At 73.5% G+C, this 19,651-nt stretch carries 16 protein-coding genes; 5 read left to right on the forward strand and 11 right to left on the reverse strand.

Translation table 11 applies throughout. The features are described 5' to 3' along the window. Together ACOV8S_RS31835 and ACOV8S_RS31840 are read right to left on the reverse strand one after the other, a co-directional pair. A partial coding sequence (locus ACOV8S_RS31835) for an amino acid adenylation domain-containing protein (RefSeq protein WP_448321985.1) occupies positions 1 to 3,078 on the reverse strand: 3,078 nt, incomplete at its 3' end. A gap of 120 nt (positions 3,079 to 3,198) precedes the next feature. Next, positions 3,199 to 4,527: an AAA family ATPase gene (locus ACOV8S_RS31840; RefSeq protein ID WP_448321987.1), complete on the reverse strand. Its 1,329-nt coding sequence runs from the start codon at positions 4,525 to 4,527 to the stop codon at positions 3,199 to 3,201. A gap of 277 nt (positions 4,528 to 4,804) precedes the next feature. On the opposite strand from ACOV8S_RS31840, the gene ACOV8S_RS31845 reads away from it, so the two are divergent. After that, a complete protein-coding gene (locus tag ACOV8S_RS31845) occupies positions 4,805 to 5,107 on the forward strand; it encodes a hypothetical protein (protein WP_448321989.1) in 303 nt (100 codons plus the stop codon). 25 nt (positions 5,108 to 5,132) lie between these two features. Here the strand turns inward: ACOV8S_RS31845 and ACOV8S_RS31850 are convergent, their stop codons facing one another. Next, positions 5,133 to 8,159: an AfsR/SARP family transcriptional regulator gene (locus ACOV8S_RS31850; RefSeq protein ID WP_448322009.1), complete on the reverse strand. Its 3,027-nt coding sequence runs from the start codon at positions 8,157 to 8,159 to the stop codon at positions 5,133 to 5,135. A 187-nt stretch (positions 8,160 to 8,346) separates the two neighbouring features. On the opposite strand from ACOV8S_RS31850, the gene ACOV8S_RS31855 reads away from it, so the two are divergent. Then, a complete protein-coding gene (locus ACOV8S_RS31855; RefSeq protein WP_448321991.1) occupies positions 8,347 to 8,739 on the forward strand; it encodes a nuclear transport factor 2 family protein in 393 nt (130 codons plus the stop codon). Positions 8,740 to 8,763: 24 nt separating this feature from the next. On the opposite strand, the gene ACOV8S_RS31860 is transcribed toward ACOV8S_RS31855, so the two are convergent. The 3 genes from ACOV8S_RS31860 to ACOV8S_RS31870 form a co-directional block, all read right to left on the reverse strand. Then, positions 8,764 to 9,246 (reverse strand): hypothetical protein, encoded by a 483-nt coding sequence (locus ACOV8S_RS31860; RefSeq protein WP_448321992.1) that lies wholly within the window; start codon positions 9,244 to 9,246, stop codon positions 8,764 to 8,766. A gap of 143 nt (positions 9,247 to 9,389) precedes the next feature. Continuing rightward, the gene (gene ppk2 / locus ACOV8S_RS31865; RefSeq protein WP_448321994.1) at positions 9,390 to 10,376 is read right to left on the reverse strand and encodes a polyphosphate kinase 2; all 987 of its coding nucleotides are present in this window, start codon (positions 10,374 to 10,376) and stop codon (positions 9,390 to 9,392) included. A gap of 18 nt (positions 10,377 to 10,394) precedes the next feature. Beyond that, positions 10,395 to 10,637 carry a DUF6411 family protein gene (locus ACOV8S_RS31870; protein ID WP_351116320.1) on the reverse strand — a complete coding sequence of 81 codons (243 nt, stop codon included), beginning with the start codon at positions 10,635 to 10,637 and terminating at the stop codon, positions 10,395 to 10,397. A 322-nt stretch (positions 10,638 to 10,959) separates the two neighbouring features. Between ACOV8S_RS31870 and ACOV8S_RS31875 the strand changes: the two genes are divergently transcribed. After that, positions 10,960 to 12,381 carry a family 43 glycosylhydrolase gene (locus ACOV8S_RS31875; protein ID WP_448322011.1) on the forward strand — a complete coding sequence of 474 codons (1,422 nt, stop codon included), beginning with the start codon at positions 10,960 to 10,962 and terminating at the stop codon, positions 12,379 to 12,381. Between the two features lie 99 nt (positions 12,382 to 12,480). Here the strand turns inward: ACOV8S_RS31875 and ACOV8S_RS31880 are convergent, their stop codons facing one another. Then, positions 12,481 to 13,620 (reverse strand): FAD-dependent oxidoreductase, encoded by a 1,140-nt coding sequence (locus ACOV8S_RS31880; protein WP_448321995.1) that lies wholly within the window; start codon positions 13,618 to 13,620, stop codon positions 12,481 to 12,483. A 147-nt stretch (positions 13,621 to 13,767) separates the two neighbouring features. Here ACOV8S_RS31880 and ACOV8S_RS31885 point away from each other — a divergent pair, with 147 nt between their 5' ends. Continuing rightward, positions 13,768 to 14,409, forward strand: a complete 642-nt coding sequence (locus ACOV8S_RS31885) for a TetR/AcrR family transcriptional regulator (RefSeq protein ID WP_448321997.1) — start codon at positions 13,768 to 13,770, stop codon at positions 14,407 to 14,409. Here ACOV8S_RS31885 and ACOV8S_RS31890 read toward each other — a convergent pair. From ACOV8S_RS31890 to ACOV8S_RS31905, 4 genes are read right to left on the reverse strand one after another with little or no spacing between them, the layout of a single operon-like run. Beyond that, positions 14,365 to 15,084 carry a TSUP family transporter gene (locus tag ACOV8S_RS31890; RefSeq protein ID WP_448321999.1) on the reverse strand — a complete coding sequence of 240 codons (720 nt, stop codon included), beginning with the start codon at positions 15,082 to 15,084 and terminating at the stop codon, positions 14,365 to 14,367. The genes ACOV8S_RS31885 and ACOV8S_RS31890 overlap by 45 nt on opposite strands. Positions 15,085 to 15,118: 34 nt before the next feature. Further along, complete coding sequence (locus ACOV8S_RS31895; RefSeq protein ID WP_448322001.1) at positions 15,119 to 16,540, reverse strand: MFS transporter; 1,422 nt, start codon at positions 16,538 to 16,540, stop codon at positions 15,119 to 15,121. A 5-nt stretch (positions 16,541 to 16,545) separates the two neighbouring features. Next, positions 16,546 to 17,376, reverse strand: coding sequence for an SDR family NAD(P)-dependent oxidoreductase (locus tag ACOV8S_RS31900; RefSeq protein WP_448322003.1), 831 nt, complete (start codon positions 17,374 to 17,376; stop codon positions 16,546 to 16,548). Further along, on the reverse strand, positions 17,373 to 18,827 hold the full coding sequence (locus ACOV8S_RS31905; protein WP_448322005.1) for a flavin-containing monooxygenase: 1,455 nt from the start codon (positions 18,825 to 18,827) through the stop codon (positions 17,373 to 17,375). The genes ACOV8S_RS31900 and ACOV8S_RS31905 overlap by 4 nt, the downstream gene beginning before the upstream one ends. A 178-nt stretch (positions 18,828 to 19,005) precedes the next feature. Between ACOV8S_RS31905 and ACOV8S_RS31910 the strand changes: the two genes are divergently transcribed. Then, the coding region (locus tag ACOV8S_RS31910; protein WP_448322007.1) for a hypothetical protein at positions 19,006 to 19,651 on the forward strand (646 nt) is incomplete at its 3' end.

Consider the following 19,651-nt stretch of genomic DNA (forward strand, 5'->3'; position numbering starts at 1 on the left):
GAGTCGGACGTCGAAGGCGGTGGCGATGTGGTTGGTGAGGCGGGCGGCGAGGAGGGAGTGGCCGCCGAGGGTGAAGAAGTCGTCGTCGATGGTGGGGGTGTCGGGGAGGTCGAGGGTGCGGGCGAAGAGCGTCGTGAGGGTCTTCTCGGTGCCGGTGCGGGGTGCGCGTCCGGTGGAGGAGACGGCGGTCGGTGCGGGCAGGGCTCGCTTGTCGATCTTTCCGTTGGGGGTGAGGGGGAGCCGGTCGAGGACGGTGAGATAGGTGGGGACGAGGTGGTCGGGGAGACGCCGGGTCAGGTGGTCGCGGACGGCGTCGGTCGAGGTGGGGGTGTCGGTGACGATGTGGGCACAGAGCCGGCCCTGGTGGACGGTGACGACGGCCTGGGTGACGGCGGGGTGGGTGAGGAGGGCGGTCTCGATCTCGCCGGGTTCGACGCGGAAGCCGCGGATTTTGATCTGGTCGTCGGCGCGGCCGTCGTAGTGGAGGTTGCCGTCCGTGTCGAAGTGGACGAGGTCGCCGGTGCGGTAGAGACGACTGCCGGCGGGACCGTACGGGTTCGCCACGAAACGCGCGGCGGTCAGGTCCGGGCGGCCCAGGTAGCCGTGGGCCAGCCCCTCGCCCGCCACGTACAGTTCGCCGGTGGCGCCCGGCGGGCACAGCCGGAGCCTGCTGTCGAGGACGTACAGCGGCTTGTCGGCCAGTGGCGACCCGATGGGGATGGACGGGTGCGGCCGCTGCCCGCGCTCGACGGTGTGCGTGGTGGCGTAGATCATGACCTCGGCGGGGCCGTAGCCGTTGACGACGGTGATCCCGGGCCTCAGCCGCTGCAGCTTGTGCACGTGGGCCGGGGAGGCCGCCTCGCCGACGGTGTAGGCGGTGACGACGCTCTCGAACGTCTCCGGGTGCTCGTCGACGAGGTAGTTGAACAGGCTCGCCGACAGCAGCAGCGTGGTGACGCGGTGACGCCGCGCCAGTTCGCTCACCAGCGTCGGCTCCGGCTTCTGCCCCGGCTGCAGGACGGTGGTCCCGCCGTGCAGCAGCGGGCCCCAGAACTCGAGGCTGAACGCGTCCCAGGACACCGGCGACGACTGCAGGAACACCTCGTCCGGGCCGGTCGGGAGGTACTGCTGGCCGACGAGGGTGGCCACCAGGTTCCGGTGGGAGGACAGGATGCCCTTGGGCCGGCCGGTCGATCCGGAGGTGAACATCAGGCACGCCGGGTCGTCGGGGGTGAGCGGGACCTCCAGGTCTCCCGCCTCCAGGTGGGCGAGCTCCCGCGGACCCTCCGTGTGGACGGCCCACGGACCGTCGAGGCGGCCCGCGAGCCGGGGCGTGGTCACCAGGTGGCTGATGCCGGCGTCGTCGGCCGCGGAGCGGAGGCGCTCGTCGGGGAAGTCGGGGTCGAGCAGTACATGGGCGGCGCCGGTCCTGAGCACGGCGATCAGGGCGGTGGCGAAGTCCGCGCCTCGTTCCAGCAGGACGCCCGCCAGGTCGCCGCGGCCCAGGCCGCGGTCGCGCAGGTGCCGGGCCCAGCGGTTGGCGGCCGCGTCGAGCTCCCGGTAGGTGATCCGCCGGTCTCCGTCGATCAGCGCGACCCGGTCGGGGAAACGTTCCGCCTGCTTCCCGAACTGCTCCACCAGCGTGGTGTCCTGCCGCTCGGTGGTGGCGCCGGCCCACTTCCCGAGCAGCAGGCCGCGCTCCGCCTCGGTCAGCACCTCGAGATCGGATGTCACGCGCCCGGCGAGCTCGCCGGCGGCAGGTGCCGCGGCCGTGGCCAGGAACGCGGCGAACCGGTCCTGGTGGGCGGCGACGGCGTCCGGGTCCACGCCCTCGACCGGCGTGTCGAAGTCGATCCGGATGCCGTGCGCGGCCCCCAGGTCGAACACGGCGATGCTGAGGTCGTCGACCGGGCCGTTGCTGACGTTGTGGTTGACGGTCGGGCTGCCGCAGACCGTGAGGTCCGCGTTGAAGCCCATGATGTTGACGACCGGAGTGGCGAGTCCGCGCGCCCTCCCCAGGACGCCGGCGTCCCGGCACAGGTCCTCGTAACGGGTCCGCTGGCCACGCAGACCGTGCTTGACCTCGGCGGACACCGAGCGGACCAGCGCGCCGAACGGCTCGTCGGGGCGAACGTGCAGCCGCAGCGGCACCACGTTCGACATCATCCCGGGGGTGCTGCGCGCCGTCGGCGTGGTCCGGCCGGTCACCGGCAGGGCGACCACCAGCTCGTCCTGCCCGGTGACCCGGTGCAGGTACACGGCGAGCAGCGACACCAGCAGGACCGGCCAGGAGACCCGCTGCGCGCGGGCCGCGTCCCGCAGCCGGCCCGCGTCGGCCGGGGAGAGCCGCACGGTGCGCCGGGCGAAGGGCAGACCGCCGTGGGCCGGTGTGGCCCGGCCGGCGCCCCGGACCGGACTGCGGGGGACGTCCGGCGCCCCGGCGAGGTGCTCCCGCCAGGCCGTCCGCTCGGCGGCGGCCTCCGGCGACCCGCGGAACGCGGCGTCCTCCGCCAGCAGGTCGGAGAGCCGCCCGAACGGCGACGGACCCCACGGCTCGCCGGCCACCGCCCGCTCGTACAGCTCCACCAGCCGCGTCAGCGCGAGCCCGACGCCGACGCCGTCCACGACCAGGTGGTGGAAGCCGTAGAAGTAGAAGTACCGCTCCGCGCCCAGCCGGATCAGCACACAGCGCACCGGCGGCTCCGAGTCCAGCGCGAACGGGGCGCTGATCATCCCGTCGATCAGCCGCCACGCCTCCGCCTCCGGGTCGGCCGCCCCGCTCACGTCGGTGAACGGCAGGTCCAGCCGGCCGGCGTCGGCGTCGACGACCTGCCAGACCTGCTCCCCGTCCTCCTCGAAGCGGCGGGTCCGCAGGAAGTCCGCCTCCTCGGCGAGACGGCGCCAGGCGGCGGCCATCAGCCCGGGGTCGACCGGGCCGAGGATCTCCCGGCATTCGGCCACGTTGTACTTCAGGCCCGACGGGTCGAGGGCGTGCGCCGTCCAGATGTCACGCTGGGCCGCCGAGAGAGGCAACCGGGTGGCGGCCGGGACGGGAGCGACAGGCGCGTCGGACGACATGGCGGTCTCCTGGTGAGGGACGGCGGGGGAGGGGCGGGCAGTGCCATACAACCCGTCGGCCGGGGCGTGGAGCGGCAGTTGTTCCGGCGGGAGCGCCAGCAGCGGGCCGCCGCGCGGCAGTCAGGCGGCAGTCGCGACGGCAGCCGCCCCGAGGACCGCGCGCACCACGCACAGCACCCGGAAGGCGGGCAGCGCGCCCTCCTCTACGGACCGGACCACGCCGCCGACCAGCAGGTCCCGCAGCATGCGGCCGCACTCGGGCAGCGGACGGCCGGTCAGCCGGACCACGTCCTCCAACAGGAAGGCGCCGTCCCCGTCACGGCACAGGCCGGCGAGCAGATCCCGGCAGGGCTCGGGCAGTCCCGCCACGGTGCGTGCCACCCGCTCCTGCAGCCGGGAGCCGGCCGGACCGTCGGCCAGATGGGCGAGCAGCGGACGGGGGTCCGACTCCAGAAGGTTGCGCAGCGCGGGCAGGTCGTAGACGGCCAGCCAGGACGCGGCGGCCGCGAGCGACATCGGATGGCCGTCGAGGCGGTGGCAGATCCACGCCACGTCGGCGAGTGCCCGCTCGGTGGGGAGGATCCCCGGGCGCAGCCGGCGCAGCTGGTCCAGGAAGAAGCGGGAGGCGGCCGTGTCGGCGGGGCCCGCGGCGGAGGGCTCGGGAGCGTCCAGCGGTGACAGCAGGAAGAGACGTTCGCCGGGGACGTTCCACGGCTTGTCGGCGGTGACCAGCAGACGGACCCCGGGCAGCTCGCGCAGCAGACGGCCCAGCCGGTGGAAGTCGAACAGGTGCGTGTCGGCGCCGTCGAGGACGAGCACGACACCGCGGTCGCCGGGCAGCCCGGCCGGCCCGCCGGGCAGATCGTCGTCCCGCCCCTCGCCGCGCAGGAAGGCGGCGCAGTCGGCCGCGAGCGCGGCGAACGGGCCCTGACCGCCGGGGAGGAAGTCGACGGCCGTCCCGGGCGCGGAGTGCCACAGCACGGCAAGACCCGCGTCGTGCAGCCGCGCGGCGGCCTCCAGGACGAGCCGGGTCTTGCCCACACCGCTCAGCCCCACGACGGTCACCAGCCGTTCGGCGCCCGAGCGGAGCTCCTCCACCACCGCGGCGCACTCCGCCTCGCGCCCGATCAGCGGGTGGAGGGGAACGGGCGGCGCGGGCCGCTCGACGGCCGCCCGGACACCTCCTCGGTGGCCGCGCTGGGCCGCCTCCTCGAGAGCCGCACGGGCGCGGGGGCCGAGCCGCAGACCGTCGGCGATCAGCCGGACCGTGTCGGTTCTCGGCCGCTGCGCCTTCCCCTTCTCCAGGTCGCGTATGGCGCGGACGCTGATGGTGGAGAGGTCCGCGAGCTCCCGCTGTGTCAGGCCGATGCGCAGCCGGTGCCGGAGGATCAGGGCGCCGAGCGCGACGGCGGAGGGGGCGGTGTCCTGAGAAGCAAGGCGGTGCGTCATGTGCAGCTCCTGCTGGTCGGGTCAGGAAGGTCTGCCGGCCATGGTCGGCACGCCGCCTATCCAGGAACCATCCCGCCGCTAACCCCTCACACGCCGCTCCGCGGCCACCGCGCCGGCCTCCGCCGGCGGCCGGCGAGGGCGGCTATCACGACGGGACCACGGGCCCCGGCTCGTGATAGCGGGGTGATAAGGCAGCGGACGGTGCCGTGAATCCGCCCCTTCCTAACTTTGTGGTCGTCAGCCGCTACCGGCCGCCACCACCGAGAGGAAGCACCCCATGTCGCACACCGCCGCCCCCCGCAACGCCCTCCGCGCCGCTGTCGCTTCCGCGCTGATCGTGCTGCTCGCCGCCGCCGGCGCCCAGACCGGCTGGGCCGCCGGAACCACGGGCCCGGGCACCACGGCCGTCGCCACCGCCGACTCCACCGTCGGCGGCGACACCACCACCGACGAGGGCGACACCGGCACCACCACCGGCGGCACGGGCAGCACCGATGGCACCGGCACGACCGGCGGCACGGGGACGACCGGAGGCACGGGCGGCACGGGTGGTACCACCGACAACAACCCCTGGGACTGACCCCCGCCGCGACGGACCGCCGGCCTCAGCCCGCGGCGAGCAGCCGCCGCGCCTCCGTCAGCTCACGGACCATCCCCCGCTCCTGGAACACCTCCACAGCCGGTGCCAGCAGCTCCCGGGCGCGCCCCGGCTCCCCGTCCAGCAGGCGCGCCAGGTCGAGACGCGCCAGCGCCCCCCCGCCGACATCCATGATCCGCTCCCGGGCGGTCACGGCCCGGTCGAAGAAGTCCCTGGCACGATCGGGCCGGCCCATCACGGAGAAGGCGTGCCCCAGATCGCGCAGCAGGTGCCCCTCGCCGATCACGTCGCCGGAATCCCGGCACAGCTCCAGCACCTCCGTGAAGGTCAGCACCGCCAGATCGCTCTTGCCCTGCTCCAGCAGCAACTGGCCCACCCGCCGCAACGTGCGCGCCCGGCCGCCGACGTAACCCACCGCGTCGTACGTGTCCAAAGCCTCGTCCAGCTGGGCCTGCGCCGCCGCGAACTCGCCCTGCCGCATCCGGATGTGGGCGCTCTGCGTCAGCACGATCGCCCGCCCCACCACGTCCCCCGCCCGGTCGAAGTCCGCCAGCGACCGCGCGTACAGCTCCAGCGCCGAGGCGTCGTCACCGCCCGTCCGGGCGATGAGGGCCAGGTCCCGGCGGCACAGGCCCTCGCCCGTGGGCTCGTCCAGCGCTTGGAAGACGTCCAGCGCCGAGGTCAGCGCCTGCCGCGCCGCGTCGAACTGGCTGCGGCTCATGTACAGCGAGCCGAGCGAGGCACGCACCGCCGCGGTGCCCCGCAGATTGCCCGCCTTGCGGGCCGCCGTCAGGGCGCACAGGTGCGTCCGCTCCCACAGGTCGTACAGACCTCTGACCTCGAACAACGTGACCAGCGTCGTCGCCAGGTCCCAGCACAGGTCGTGCAGCCCCTCCTCGGCCGCGTGCTCCACCATGCGGCACAGGGCGGCCTGCTCGGCCTCCAGCCAGGCCAGCGGATCCCCCAGCAGCTCCTGGGTGTACGCGGCGGGCGGCTCCCAACGCGGGGCGTCTCCGCGCAGCACGGTGAAGTCCCCGCCGTACAGCTTCCGGTGGGCCTCCTGCGCGAGGTACATCCAGCCACCGCCCATCCGGGCCAGCGCCGCCCCCCGCTCCCCGGGAGGGTCGGCCGCCAGCCGCTCCCGTGCGTACACCCGGATGATCTCGTGGAAGCGGTACCGGAAACCACCGCTGCGCTCCACTCCGGCGACGTCCAGCATCTGCACGTCGACCAGCGGCTCCATCAGATCCGACGGGAAGGGCCGGCCGTCGTCCAGGAGGGCGCCCGCCAGCCAGCTCGGCAGGGTCGGCGCCTGGGCCATGCTCAGCAGCCGCAGCAGCCGGCGGTCGTCCGGGGCCAGCCCGTCGTACGTCAGGGCCAGGCTCGCCCGCATGGTCATCTCACCGTGCGTCAGCTCGTCCAGCCGGTGCCGCTCGTCGGCCAGCCGCTGCACCATCGACGCCAGCGACCAGTGCGGCCGCGCCGCCAGCCGGGCCGCCACGATGCGCAGGGCCAGCGGCAGCCTGCCGACGGTGCGCACCAGCGCCTCCGCCGCCACCGCCTCCGTCGTCACCCGCTCCCGTCCGACGATCCGGGCCAGCAACTCCAGCGCCCGGTCCTCGCCCAGCACGTCCAGCTCGACGCGGTGCGCTCCCGGTAACGCGGTCAGCCGGGTCCGGCTGGTGACCAGCACCGCGCAGTGACGGCTCCCCGGAAGCAGCGGCAGCACCTGCCGCTCGCTCGCCGCGTCGTCCAGCACCACCAGCACCCGGCGGGACGCCAGTCTCGAGCGGTACATCTCCGCCCGCTCGTCCAGCGATTCCGGGACCAGCTGCCCCGGAATGCCCAGCGCCCTCAGGAAGCGCCCCAGCACCTCCTCCGGGGTGACCGGGGCGCCGGTCGTCCCCCGCAGGTCGCAGTACAGCTGCCCGTCCGGGAACGCCGAGTCCGACAACCGGTGCGCCACCTCGACGGCCAGGGCCGACTTGCCGGTGCCCGGCTTCCCGGTGACCGCCGCCAGACCCACCGTCGTCCGCTCCGGCCCTCCGGTCAGTGCCTCCTCGAGCGCCGCCAGCTGCGCCGCGTCCGCGACGAAGTCGGCGGTCGCCGCCGGAAGCTGATGCGGCACGGCCTCCTGCCGGGAGGTCTCGACCCGTGCCGAGGACTCCTCCGGCCGGGCCTCCGCGTCCGCACCGGGCTGCGCCTGTGCCTCCGCGGCCCGCCCCGGGACGTCCGGAGCCGGGCCGGCGGGCGGGGTGAGCGTGCCCGTGAGGATCGCCGACTCCAGGTCCTTGAGCTCCCGGCCCGGCTCCAGCCCGAGCTCCTCGTCGAGCAGCCGCCGCCCCGTGCGGAACACCTCGAGCGCCTCGGCCTGCCGGCCCGACCAGTACAGCGCCTGCATCAGCTGGCCGCGCAGCTTCTCCCGCAGCGGGTGCTCGTGGGTGAGCAGCTGCAGCTCGCCCACCAGCCGGTCGTGCCGCCCGAGCCCGAGTTCCAGCTGGATCCGCAGCTCGACGGCGGTGAGCCGCTCCTCGTCGAGCTGCCGCGCCCTGTTCGCGAGCGCACCGCTGTCCAGCCCCGGCAGGCAGTCCCCCTGCCACAGGGCCACCGCGGCCCTCAGCTCCTCCACGGACCGTTGCGCGTCGCCCCGCTCCCGCAGCCGCCTGGCCCGCGACACCCCCGCGGTGAACAGCGCGGCGTCCACGTTGCTCGCGTCGGTGTGCAGCACGTACCCGGGAGCCCGGGTGGTGATCGAGACCTCCGCGTCCGCACCGGCCAGCAGCTTCCGCAGGCGCGACACACAGATCTGCACCTGGGTGCGGGCGGTCTCCGGCGGAACGTCCTCCCAGATGAGGTCGACCAGATAACCGGTGCTGACCACCCGGTTGGCCTCCAGCAGCAGCGCGGCGAGGATCACCTCCTGGCGGCCGGGCGGCACCCGCAGCGGACCGTCGGCACCTTGCACCTGCAGCGGTCCGAGAATCCGGAAGGACGGGCGCGGCGCCGGAGGGACGTCCTGCTCCTCCTCCGTCATGAGGTCGGTCAACGAATCCCCCACCGAGACACATGAGTTGACGAGGCAAGAGCGGCTTCGAACAGTCTCCACATATGTCACTGTTCTGTCCATGGCGTGCATATGTCGGGCGAGGATAGTGCCGGGATAGCGAAGAGTTGGCCCCGCCGCCCAGACTCGGGAGGGAGAACGAAAGGGGTACAGCCCGATGACGAGTCACGACCAGCCGGCAGCCGCGCTCTCGGGAGCGACCGACCTGATCACCGCCGCAGGCATGGACCACGTCCGTCTGGTCTACGACTACCTCGACGCGGGCGACGCGGACTCCTGCGCCTCCCTGATGCACGAATGCGTGGTCCTGGAGCTGCCCGGCATGCCCCCCGTCCACGGCCGCGCCGAGGTCGTCCGCGCCCACCTCCGCCACGGCACCGCCCAGGCCCGTCACGAGATCGACCACCTGGTGGCCGCCGACCGCAGCGTGGTCGCCGAGGGCCGGCGCGTCGTCCCGGACCACCCGTGCACACGTTTCGTCGACGTCTTCCGCATCGCCGACGACGGCATGGTCAGCGAGTGCACCCGCTACTACCACACGGCTCCGTAGCGTCGAAGATCTGTGGCCTGCCGCTCAGTTCGGTGAGGTGGCGGCCACGGACCGGCAGGACGTCTCGGGGCTGTGGGCCGTGACGTGGGCGCGGGGCGGGCCGGTCGCCGGCAGATCCACGGTGAAGCAGCGCCTGGCCACGGCCTCGGCCGGGCCCAGGACCGCGAGGCTCCGCTCGTACGGGCGGGAGAACCGGACGACAACGCGGGTGCCGTGCTGCGTGGGGTGCACCCCGATGAGCGCCCCGGTGCGCGGGCCGGCGCCTGCCGCCCGGTGGAGGACGGCCCGGACGTCCTCGTCGGACGGGGTGCGGTCCCTGGCCGCGACCAGGGCGTCGGCGAACCGTGCCGCGTCCGTCCGGGTCGCCTCGAAGGCACCGCGCTCCCGGCCCGACTCGCGGTACTCGCCGACGGCGTGCAGGGTGACGAGGACCAGTACGGGCGTGAGAAGGACCGCAGCCAGGGCCTTCGCCCAGGGTGCGGTCCTTCCCGCTTGCTCTGCTCTCACCGCTGCCGTCCCTGCCAGGGGAGTCGGCCACCGCAGGGCGCGAGGCCGGCGAGCCGGCGCAGGCGCCGACGTCACGTGGGGGGGAGGGTCTCACATCGGCACCGGTCCGCCTCCCGCTTCGCCGCGGCTCCGCGACACGACGGTCAGGCGGCTCCACCCGGCCCCTTCGGCCTTTCGTCCTCGCGGCCGGGATGGAGTCCGGGGCCGCGGCGGTCACCGGCGAGCGGGGTGGGGGAGAGGTCGGCGGGCTCCTCGCCGGGTTCCAGCAGGGTGTCGGCCGAGCCGACGATCAGCGGGTCGGGTGTGCCCACGACGGTGTGGTCCTTGGCCGGGTACGCGCAGCGGTCGAGCAGGCTGCGCATCGCCTCCAGGCGGCCGCGCCGCTTGTCGTTGTTCTTCACCACCGTCCACGGGGCGTGCGGCGTGTCCGTGGCGCGGAACATCTCGACCTTCGCGGTCGTGTACTCGTCCCAGCGGTCCAGCGAGGCCAGGTCCGTCGGCGACAACTTCCACCGGCGTACCGGGTCGACCTGCCGGATGGCGAACCGGGTGCGCTGCTCGGCCCGGGAGACGGAGAACCAGAACTTCACCAGCAGGATGCCGTCGTCGGTGAGCATCCGCTCGAACATCGGCGCCTGCCGCAGGAACCGCTGGTACTCCTCCTCCGTGCAGAAGCCCATCACCCGCTCGACGCCCGCCCGGTTGTACCAGGAACGGTCGAAGAAGACGATCTCACCGCGGGCGGGCAGATGGGACACGTAACGCTGGAAGTACCACTGGCCCGCCTCCCGTTCGGTGGGCTTCTCCAGTGCCACCACGCGGGCGCCGCGCGGGTTCAGCCGCTCGGTGAACCGCTGGATGGTGCCGCCCTTGCCGGCCGCGTCCCGGCCCTCGCAGACCACGACGATCCGCTGGCCGGTCTCCTTCACCCAGCGCTGCATCTTCAGCAGCTCGATCTGCAGAGCCCGCTTCCGGCGGTCGTACTCGGCCCGGCGCACCTTCTGGGCGTAGGGATGGTTCTCCTGCCAGGTCTTGATGGGGCTGCCGTCGGCGTTGAGCAGGACCGGCTTCTCCGGCCGTTGCTCGTTCACCGTCAGGCCGTCGAGAAGTTCGTCCTCGGGCTCGTCCACTTCGTCCTCTCCCGGTGATCAGAACGGCAGGCGTCCGCGCGCCCGCCGGCCGGCGGAACCGCTGCGGCCCACGGCACGCGAACTGGAGCTGAAGGGCTTGCTGAGCAGGCGCCCCAGCGGGCCGGGTGCCTTGGACCCGGTGCGTGAACCCGCTCCCAGCGCGCGCTGCGCGCCGTTCTGCGGGTGCCGGGACAGCCGGGGGAGCAGGAAGGCGAGCACGGCCAGGACGACACAAGCGGCTATCACGCCGACAATCATCACGCGGAACTCCTGAGGTTCGGACGGTAAGGGGGGAAATGCGCCGCGTGTCGGTTGTGACCCGCGTGCGAGACCCGCCTGCCCGCTCGCGCCGCGACCAGTCGCTTTTCGTTCCGCCACGGCTCTTCGCCGTGTGCCGCCACCACCGGGGGCCGGATGTCGGCGGAGACCGTTGACGACGTGATCCGCGGAACCTAGCCTCTCGCCGAGGCCACGAGCCGTGCTCGGTACATCGACAGTGTGTGAACGTCCGGCGCCCGCACCCCCGCCCCGCAAGGGAGTAGTCGTGAGACCTGGCCTTACCCGCCGCTCGGCCCTCGGTGTCATCGCCGGCTCGGCCGTCGCCACCCTTGCCGGCACCACGGCCACCACCGCCCACGCGGCGGTGCCGGCGTCGCCGGGGGTGACGTACCGGAACACGCTCGTCGAGCAGCGGGCCGACCCGCACATCCACAAGCACACCGACGGCTACTACTACTTCACCGCCACCGTGCCCGCCTACGACCGGATCGTGCTGCGCCGCGCCACCACCATCCAAGGGCTGTCCTCGGCCGCCGAGACGACCGTGTGGACCAAGCACGCCAGTGGCGCGATGGGCTCCCACATCTGGGCGCCCGAACTCCATTTCGTGGACGGCAAGTGGTACGTCCACTTCGCCGCCGGAGACGCGAACGACGTGTGGAGGATCCGGCCGTACGTCCTCGAGTGCGCCGCCGCGAACCCGGTCACCGGGACGTGGACGGAGAAGGGCCGGATCGCCCTGCCCCTCGACACCTTCTCGCTGGACGCGACGACCTTCGCCGTGAACGGCACCCGCTATCTCGCCTGGGCGCAGAACGACCCTGCGGTCGGCGCCGGCACCAACCTCTACCTGGCACGGATGTCCAACCCGTGGACCATCACGGGTACGCCGGTCATGCTCAGCCGGCCGACCGCTTCGTGGGAGACTGCGGGAGGCCAGACCGTCAACGAGGGCCCGGCCGTCATCCAGCGCGGGGGCAAGGTCTTCATGACCTTCTCGGCCAGTGCGACGGACGCCAACTACTGCATGGGCATGCTGACGGCGTCCGCCTCCGCCGACCTGACGAAGGCGTCGTCGTGGACCAAAAACGCGGGCCCGGTCTTCGCGAGCAACGCCGCCACCGGCCAGTACGGCCCCGGGCACAACCAGTTCACGGTCTCCGAGGACGGCAGGTCGGACATCCTCGTCTACCACGACCGCGGTTACCGGGACATCAGCGGCGACCCCCTCAACGACCCCAACCGCCGGACGCGCGTCCAGAAGATCTACTGGAAGGCCGACGGCACACCCGACTTCGGGATACCGGTCGCCGACGGCGTGACGCCGGTCCGGCTCTCCTCGTACAACTTCCCCGACCGTTTCGTCCGCCACTGGGAGTTCCGCGCGAGGACCGACGCGAACGTCAGCCCGCTGGCCGACTCGCAGTTCCGTGTCGTCTCCGGACTGGCCGGCAACGGCACCGTCTCCCTGGAGTCGGCCAACTTCCCGGGCTACTTCCTGCGTCACCGGAACTTCGAGGTGCGGGTGGAGAAGAACGACGGCACGGCCGTGTTCCGCGGCGACGCGTCCTGGTCGGCGCGGGCCGGACTCGCCGACTCCGCCGGCGTCTCCTACGAGTCGTCCAACTTCCCGGGCCGCTACATCCGCCACTTCGACCAGTTGCTGCAGGTGCAGGCCCTCGGCACGGCGACCGACCGGGCCGACGCCACGTTCTACACCCAGTGAGGCATCTGGAGCTCTCCGAGCGGTCGGGCTGCTCGCCGGTACTCGTCGTCGGGTCCGACGACTCGCGGCGCTGACACCCCGGGGCGCCGGCGTCGCCCCTCACCGCCGGGCGTCCTCGTCCGGCCCGGGCCCCTCGGCTTCGAGGAGGTGTGCGGTGGCGCCGTCGAGCATCTTCGCCATCTCGGTCGAGCGGGGAAGCATGGTCGTCTCGTAGGCGCGGACGGCGTCGTCGACGGTGGCGGCGTGCGCGAGGGCGAGGGCGAGCTCGCAGGCGTCGAGCATGGCGAGGTTCACGCCGACGCCGAGCGGCGGCATGAGGTGGGCCGCGTCGCCGAGCAGGGTCACCGTGGGGTCGTGCTCCCAGATGTGCGGCACGGGCAGGGCGAGGATGGGGCGGTCCACGTAGGCGCCCTCGTTGTCCGTGATCATCCGGCGCAGCCGGGGCGACCACTGGGCGAATCGCTCCAGGAGCAGGGCGCGGATGTCCGCCGTGTCCTCGCGCCGCAGACCGCGCGCGGTGATCCAGTCGGCGGGGACACGCTGGACGACGTAGACGCGGATCCGGTCACCGCTGCTGCGCTGGGCGAACAGGGCGCGCTCGCCGTCGGCCGCGTGCGCTGCGCCCTGACCGACCAGTTCGGCGATCTCGGGATGACACCGGTCGACGTCCGAGAACCACGCCTCGAGGAAGCTGACACCGCTGTACCCGGGGGTCGCGGGGGAGACGGCGGGGCGGACCCGGGAGAAGGCGCCGTCCGCGCCGATGACCAGATCGGCTTCGACGGTGCTGCCGTCGGCGAAGCGCAGCCGCCGCGGCCCCTGGGCCGGGCCGCCGACCTGCTCCACGCCCCGGCCCCAGCGCACGGTGCCGGGGCGCAGCGAGTCGAGCAGCATGTCGCGCAACTGTCCGCGGTCGATCTCGGGCTTGAACAGCTCGCCGGCTTCCGGCATCCGGTGGAACGTGAGCTCGCCCGACGGGTCCAGCTGACGCATCTCCTGGCCTTCGGGGCGGGCCAGTTCGAAGAACCTCTCCAGGAGGCCGGCCTCGCGCAGGGCGATCTGACCGTTGTCGGCGTGCAGATCCAGGCTCCCGCCCTGGTCGCGCGCCTCGGGGCGGGCGTCGCGGTCGAAGACGGTGGCATGGATGCCGTGCTGCTGAAGGACGCGGGCGCAGGTCAGTCCGCCGGGACCGGCCCCGACGATGCTGATCCGTGCGCGGGTGGGGTGCGGAGAGGTCAAGGGTCGCTCCTCATCGGTGGTCGCGGGAGACGTCCGGGCGCCGGAAGGCGGGACGTCAGGAGGAGAGTAGGAGCAAAAGTGTAATCCGACAACTTTTTTCGAGAGTCCGCTAATTGGCGGATGCCGTTGTCGGATAGGCTCACGCTCATGACCGAACCCCCCGCCGAAGCCCCCGTCGGCCGCCGCGAACGCAAGAAGGCGGCCACCAGGCAGGCGATCGCCGACGCCGCGCTCCGTCTCTTCCTGGAGCGGGGATACGACCAGGTGAGCGTCCGGGACGTGGCGGACGAGGCCGACGTGTCGACCACCACGGTGTTCAAGCACTTCACCGGCAAGGAGGCTCTCGTCTTCGACCAGGAGGAGAGCATCGACACGCAGCTGATCGCCGCGGTGCGACAGCGCGCGGAGGGTGCGGGCGTCCTCGAGGCACTGCGCCGGCACGTCCTCGACACCTGGCTGCCGATCGCCGACCACCCGCAGAACGAGGAGTTCTTCCGGCTGGTCGACTCCACACCCGCGTTGCGCGCCTACGCCGAACGCATGTGGGCCCGCCACACCGACACCCTCGGCGCGGCGCTCGCCGACGAGTTCGGAGTGGAGCACGGCAACCTGGCCTGCGTCACCCTCGCCCGCTTCGTCCTGGAGGTCCCGGTCCTCGCCCGGGGACAGAAGGACCGCAGGGCCGCCGGCGAGGAGATCTTCGACATCCTCGCCGGCGGCTGGCGTCCCCCGGGCGGCCGGGGCCTACGAGACGGCGCCGGCCACCAGCCAGACGCCGCCGAACAGTGAGACGGCCAGGATCCCGGCACGCACGGTGGCCGCCCCCGTCCGGCCGGAGAGCAGCAGCCCGGCCGCCGTCCCGAGGGTGAGCGCGGCCAGCTGGGCCGGGTCGGGGAGCACGAGGCCGAGGACGAGGGCGGTCACGAGGTTCTGGATGCCGAAGAACGCCTGCAGGGTGCCGCGGGCCTTGCGCGGCTCCCACCCGGCGTTGGCCACGTACAGGCCGACGGGCGGGCCCCCGACTCCTCCGACCACGTTGAGCGCGGCGCTCGCGGCCCCGACGACGACCACCGCTTCGCGACGCTTGAGCCACGGGGAGCGCAGGCCGCCGGCGAGCAGGAGCGTGGCCCCGACGACGCCCACGCCTCCCGCCAGGGCGAGCCAACGGGTCTCGACGTCGCGGACCGCCCAGGCGACGACGGGGGTGAACGCCAGCGTCGGCAGGAGCAGACGGGCGACCGCCCGAGGCTCGACGTGGGAGCGGTTGCTCCACAACGGCGCCACCGAGGAGAGGGCCGCGAGGACGAGCGGCACCGCAACGCCGTCGCGGGGCCCCATCACCGCCACGAGGCAGGGCGCGACGACCAGCGAGAAGCCCATGCCCGTCGCGGCCTGGGCGATCGCCCCGACCAGGACGGCGGCCAGGCCGACGAGGGTGCCGAGCGCGCCGATGTCGCCGATCATCACGTCATCACGTCACAGGTCACCGCGTCACCGGTCACCGCGTCGCCGTCGCGTCCGCGAGCTGATCGATTCCGCAGCGCCGCTGGACGAGCCAGGCGACGGCCATGAGGACCGCCGGCACGGCGGTGAACCCGATGAGCACGGCCTGGACGGCGCCCGCGGTCTGCGTCACGCCCTCCCCGTCGACCGAGGCCGCGAAGCCCCCGACGGCCAGCACGGCCGAGTAGACGTACGGGCCCGCTGCGGTTCCGACGGCCTCGGTGGCCGTCCATACGCCGGTGTAGGCGCCGGCCCGCGAGTGTCCGCGGCGCTCGGCGGCGGCCACGGCGTCCGGCACCATCGAGAACGCCAGCAGCTGCAGCCCGGCGAAGGACGTGCCCAGCAGGGCGACGACAGCGACGGTGACCGCCACCGGCACGTGGTCCCCGGCGACGAGGACGACGCTGCCGAGGACGAACAGCAGCTGGGCGAGCAGCAGCCCGCGCTGCTTGCCGATCCGCCCGGAGACACGGAGCCACACCGGCGAGGTGATCATCGCGGGGCCGAGGAACGCGCCCATCAGGACAGCGGTCAGGCCCGAGCGGCCGAGGACGTGCTCGGCGTAGAACGGCACGGCCGCGAGCACCAGGTGGGTGGTCGTCCCCGTGAAGAGGTAGGAGAGCACCAGCAGCCGGAAACCACGGTCGGCCCAGGCGAGCCGCAGGTCGGCGAGGGCGGACTGGGAATGCGCGGCGGGCTCCCGGAAGCCGCAGGTGTCGTTGAGCCGGCGGACGCCGCGGATCGCCACCAGCGCCGTTACCAGCATGAGGGCGGCGAAGACGAACGCCATCCGGGTGTAGCTGCCGCGCTGCGCGTCGGCGACCAGCACCGGGGCCAGGACACCGGCCACCAGCAGGCCGACGGTGAGCAGCACCATCCGCACCATGAAGACGCGGGCGGACTCGTGGGAGCCGACCCGCAGGTCCGAGGGCGTGGTCAGGTAGGGCACCTGGAACGCCGCGAAGAGGAGGTTCCCGACGACGTACCAGGCGGCGACCCAGACGGCGGCCGGCGTGCCGTGCAACCCGCCGGGGACGGTGAACATCGCGATCATGGCGGCGCCCAGCAGCAGACCCCAGCGCATCATCCCGCGACGGTTCCCCCGCCGGCGGGCCTGGCGGTCCGAGAGGGTGCCGAAGACGGGATGGACGACCGCGTCGACGACCTTGGGGATCAGCAGCGCCAGGCCGGCGATCAGCGGGGAGACGCCGAGGGTGTTGGTCAGGAAGTACAGCAGGAGCAGGCCCGGGACCGTCACCCAGGCGCCCATGCCGAGTGAGCCGGCGGCGTACCGCAGCAGCGGTCCGCGCCCGGCCCGTGCCGGCTCCCCGTCCTCCGCGACGGCGGTCCCCGGTCCGACGTGTGGGCCCGGTCCGACGGGGGAGCCGGGTCCGTCGGGAGCGGGAAGCGTGTCCATGGCCCTCACCGCCCGGCCTCCGCGTGCCGCGCCACCGCACCGGCCGCGAGCTCGGCGTCACGGAAGGCGCCCGACCGGATGCGGGAGGAGAAGGTGCGCCGCACGATCCGGTCGGTCAGCGACGGCAGGTGGCGGGCGAGGAAGAACTCCACCGCGCCACGGCGCGTGGTCGGCAGGTCCCGGAGCGCCCGCGGTGAGAGGGCCGCGCGCAGCACGGTGTGCACCACGCCCTCGAGCGGCTCGTACGAGCTCATGCCCTCCAGCGACAGGCCCGCCCTGGCGGTCGAGTCGTGGATCGGGCTGCGCACCGCCGACGGGTAGACGCAGGTGACGCCCACGTGCGTGCCGAGCTCCAGGCGCAGCGCGTCGGCGTAGGCGACCAGAGCGCGCTTGGAGGCGCCGTACGCCGCGGCGAGCGGCAGCTGCACGACGGCCATCCGGGAGGTGAGCATGACGACGCGGCCGCGCGAGGCGACGAGCGCCGGAACGCAGGCAGCACTGACACGCCAGGTGCCGAGCAGGTTGATGTCGAGCTGGCGTCGGACCTCCTCTCCCGGCGGCAGCTCGGCCGGGGCGGGGCCGCCGATGCCGGCGTTGTTGATCAGGATGTCGAGCCCGCCGAGCTCCGCCAGGGCGATGGCCACGGCCGCGGGCACGGCGGCGTCGTCGGTGAGGTCGCAGGGGACGACCGTCATCGGGTCGTCGTCGCGCGGTGCGACGTCGAGCCCGACGACGTGCGCGCCCCGGCCGATCAGCTCGGTGGCGAGCGCCCGGCCGAACGTGCCGGAGGCCCCGGTGATCAGGACGCGCAGACCGGTGGCGTTGCGCAGGCTCATGCGGAGACCTCGTCGGTGGTGTGGGACGCGGTGGCGTCGGTGCTGGAGCTGGCGCCGGCGCTCGTGCCGGCTCCGGTGCCGCTGCCGGCTTCGGTGTCGGTGCCGGTGAGGCGGGGTTCGAACGCGCCGCCGTGGGCGGCCAGCCGCTTCCTGCCCGCGGCGAGCTCGCGCGGCACGGAGGCGACGTAGGCGTCGAAGTCGATGCGCATCGCGGGGCGCTTGTCCCCCCACCGGGCCCGGGCGTCGCGCAGCGTCCGGTCGGCGATGCTGCGACGCTCGTCGACGCCCGGCAGGGCGTAGCGGCCGCCGAGGTGCGCCGCGACCAGCTTCGCCTGCGCCTCCACGACCGGCAGCGCCGCGCCGGTGGACTGCATCAGGCCGACGAAGGCCAGGCTCGGGTCGTCGAGGTGGAAGACGCGGTGGTGCAGCCGCAGCTTCTCCGGGTCGGCGCCGATCCACCGCTCGGAGAGGAAGGGGATGGTGACGCGGTAGCCGGTGGCCCACACGATGGTGTCGACGCGCTCGGCACGGCCGTCGGTGAAGACGACGCGGTCGCCGTCGAGCCGCTCGATCCCCGGACGTGCCACCACCTCGCCGTGGGTCAGCCGGTGCAGGACGGTGTCACTGATCGTCGGATGGTTCTGGAACAGGCCGCCCGCCGGGGTCGGCAGGCCGTAGTCCTCGGGCCGGCCGACCGCGACACGCAGCATGGTCTCCGCCAGCCGCTGGCGGATCCGCCACGGAAGCACGGCGAGGGCGCCGCCGGTGGCGTCGGCAGGGCGGCCGAAGAGGTACTTCGGGACGATGTGCACGCCGTGGCGGGCCGAGAGGAGCACCGGCGAGGCGGCCACGTAGGAGGCGTCGACGGCGATGTCCATGGCCGAGTTGCCCATGCCGACGACCAGCACGTGACGGTCCCGGAAGACCTCCGGGGCGCGGTAGTCGTGGGCGTGCATCTGGACGCCGTCGAAGGTCCCGGGGTAGCCCGGCTCGGGCAGCCGGGGGTCCCAGTTGTGGCCGTTGGCTACGACGACGGCGTCGTACCGGTCCGCGCTGCCGTCCTCCGTCGTCACCGTCCAGGCCCCGGCCCGAGGGCCCGTCTCCTCGCGCTCGATGCGGGTCACGGTGCTGCCGAACCGGATGCGCCCGGTCACGCCGAAGGTGTCGGCGTAGTCGGCGAGGTAGCCGGCCACCAGCGACGCCGACGGGTAGTCGACCCAGTCGGCAGGCATCGGGTGGTCGGCGAACTGGGTGCGGCCCTTGCTGGTGTTCAGGTGGAGCGAGTCGTACGCCGGGGAGAGGCCGCTGCCGTTGTGGCGGTCCCAGAGACCGCCGGGCCGGTCGCCCTTCTCGTAGGCGACGACGTCCGCGCCGATGTCGAGCAGCGCCTTGGTGGTGGCCAGTCCGGCGGCGCCGGCGCCGATGACGGCGACGCGGGCGGGATTGCTCATGCGCGTTCCTTCTCCTGTTCCGGGCGGTGGGACCGACGGCCCGGGCGGCCCTGAGGCCGGGGGCTTCGTCTGGTGGCGGTCACAACGCTAGGTCGCCGCACCTCCTCGCGGACTGGCCGCGGCCACCGCGTTCGAGGGCCTGATTGTGGCCCGCCACAACCTGTGGAACGATGCGGCCGTGAAGGCCGAGGAGCACGACTGGCAGGCGTTCGTCGACCTGATCGAGCGGGTGCTCGCCGACGAGGATCTGCTCCCGCAGGTGGTCGCCGCGGTGCGCAGCCACGTGCAGGAGTCGGCCACCCTGCCGGTCTCCGACATCACCGGTCACACGAGGGTGCTGCTCACCGCGGCCGCCCGCGCGCTGGCCGGCCGCCGGGCCCCGACCGAGGCGGAGCTGACGGTCGTCGAACAGCTCGCCGTCACCCGTGCTCGGCAGGGCATTCCCATCGACGTGGTCCTCGGCTCGGTGCGGATCTCCGAGCGCGCCATCTGGGCCCGTGCGCGCGAGCTGTCCGAGGCCGCCGGCATCCCGGCCGAGCGGGTGCTGGATGCCCGCGAGCTGTACGACGACTGGGCCGACGCCGTGCGCGCCCGGCTGATCCGCGCCCACCGGGAGGCGCCCCGCCAGCACGACGGCTGGGACCGGGACGCCGAGTCGATGCGTCGCCTGCTCGAGGGCGGCTCGGCGGCGGCTCTCGCCGCCGCCGAGCGGGGCTTCCCCTCCGGCACCGGCTTCTGGGTGCTGGTCACCCGGCCCGGCGACCCGGCCTCCGCCACCGCGCTGCGCCGCCTGACCGAAGGACGCTCGACCGAGGGCGGTGGGC

This window comes from Streptomyces sp. CO7 (assembly GCF_053474865.1).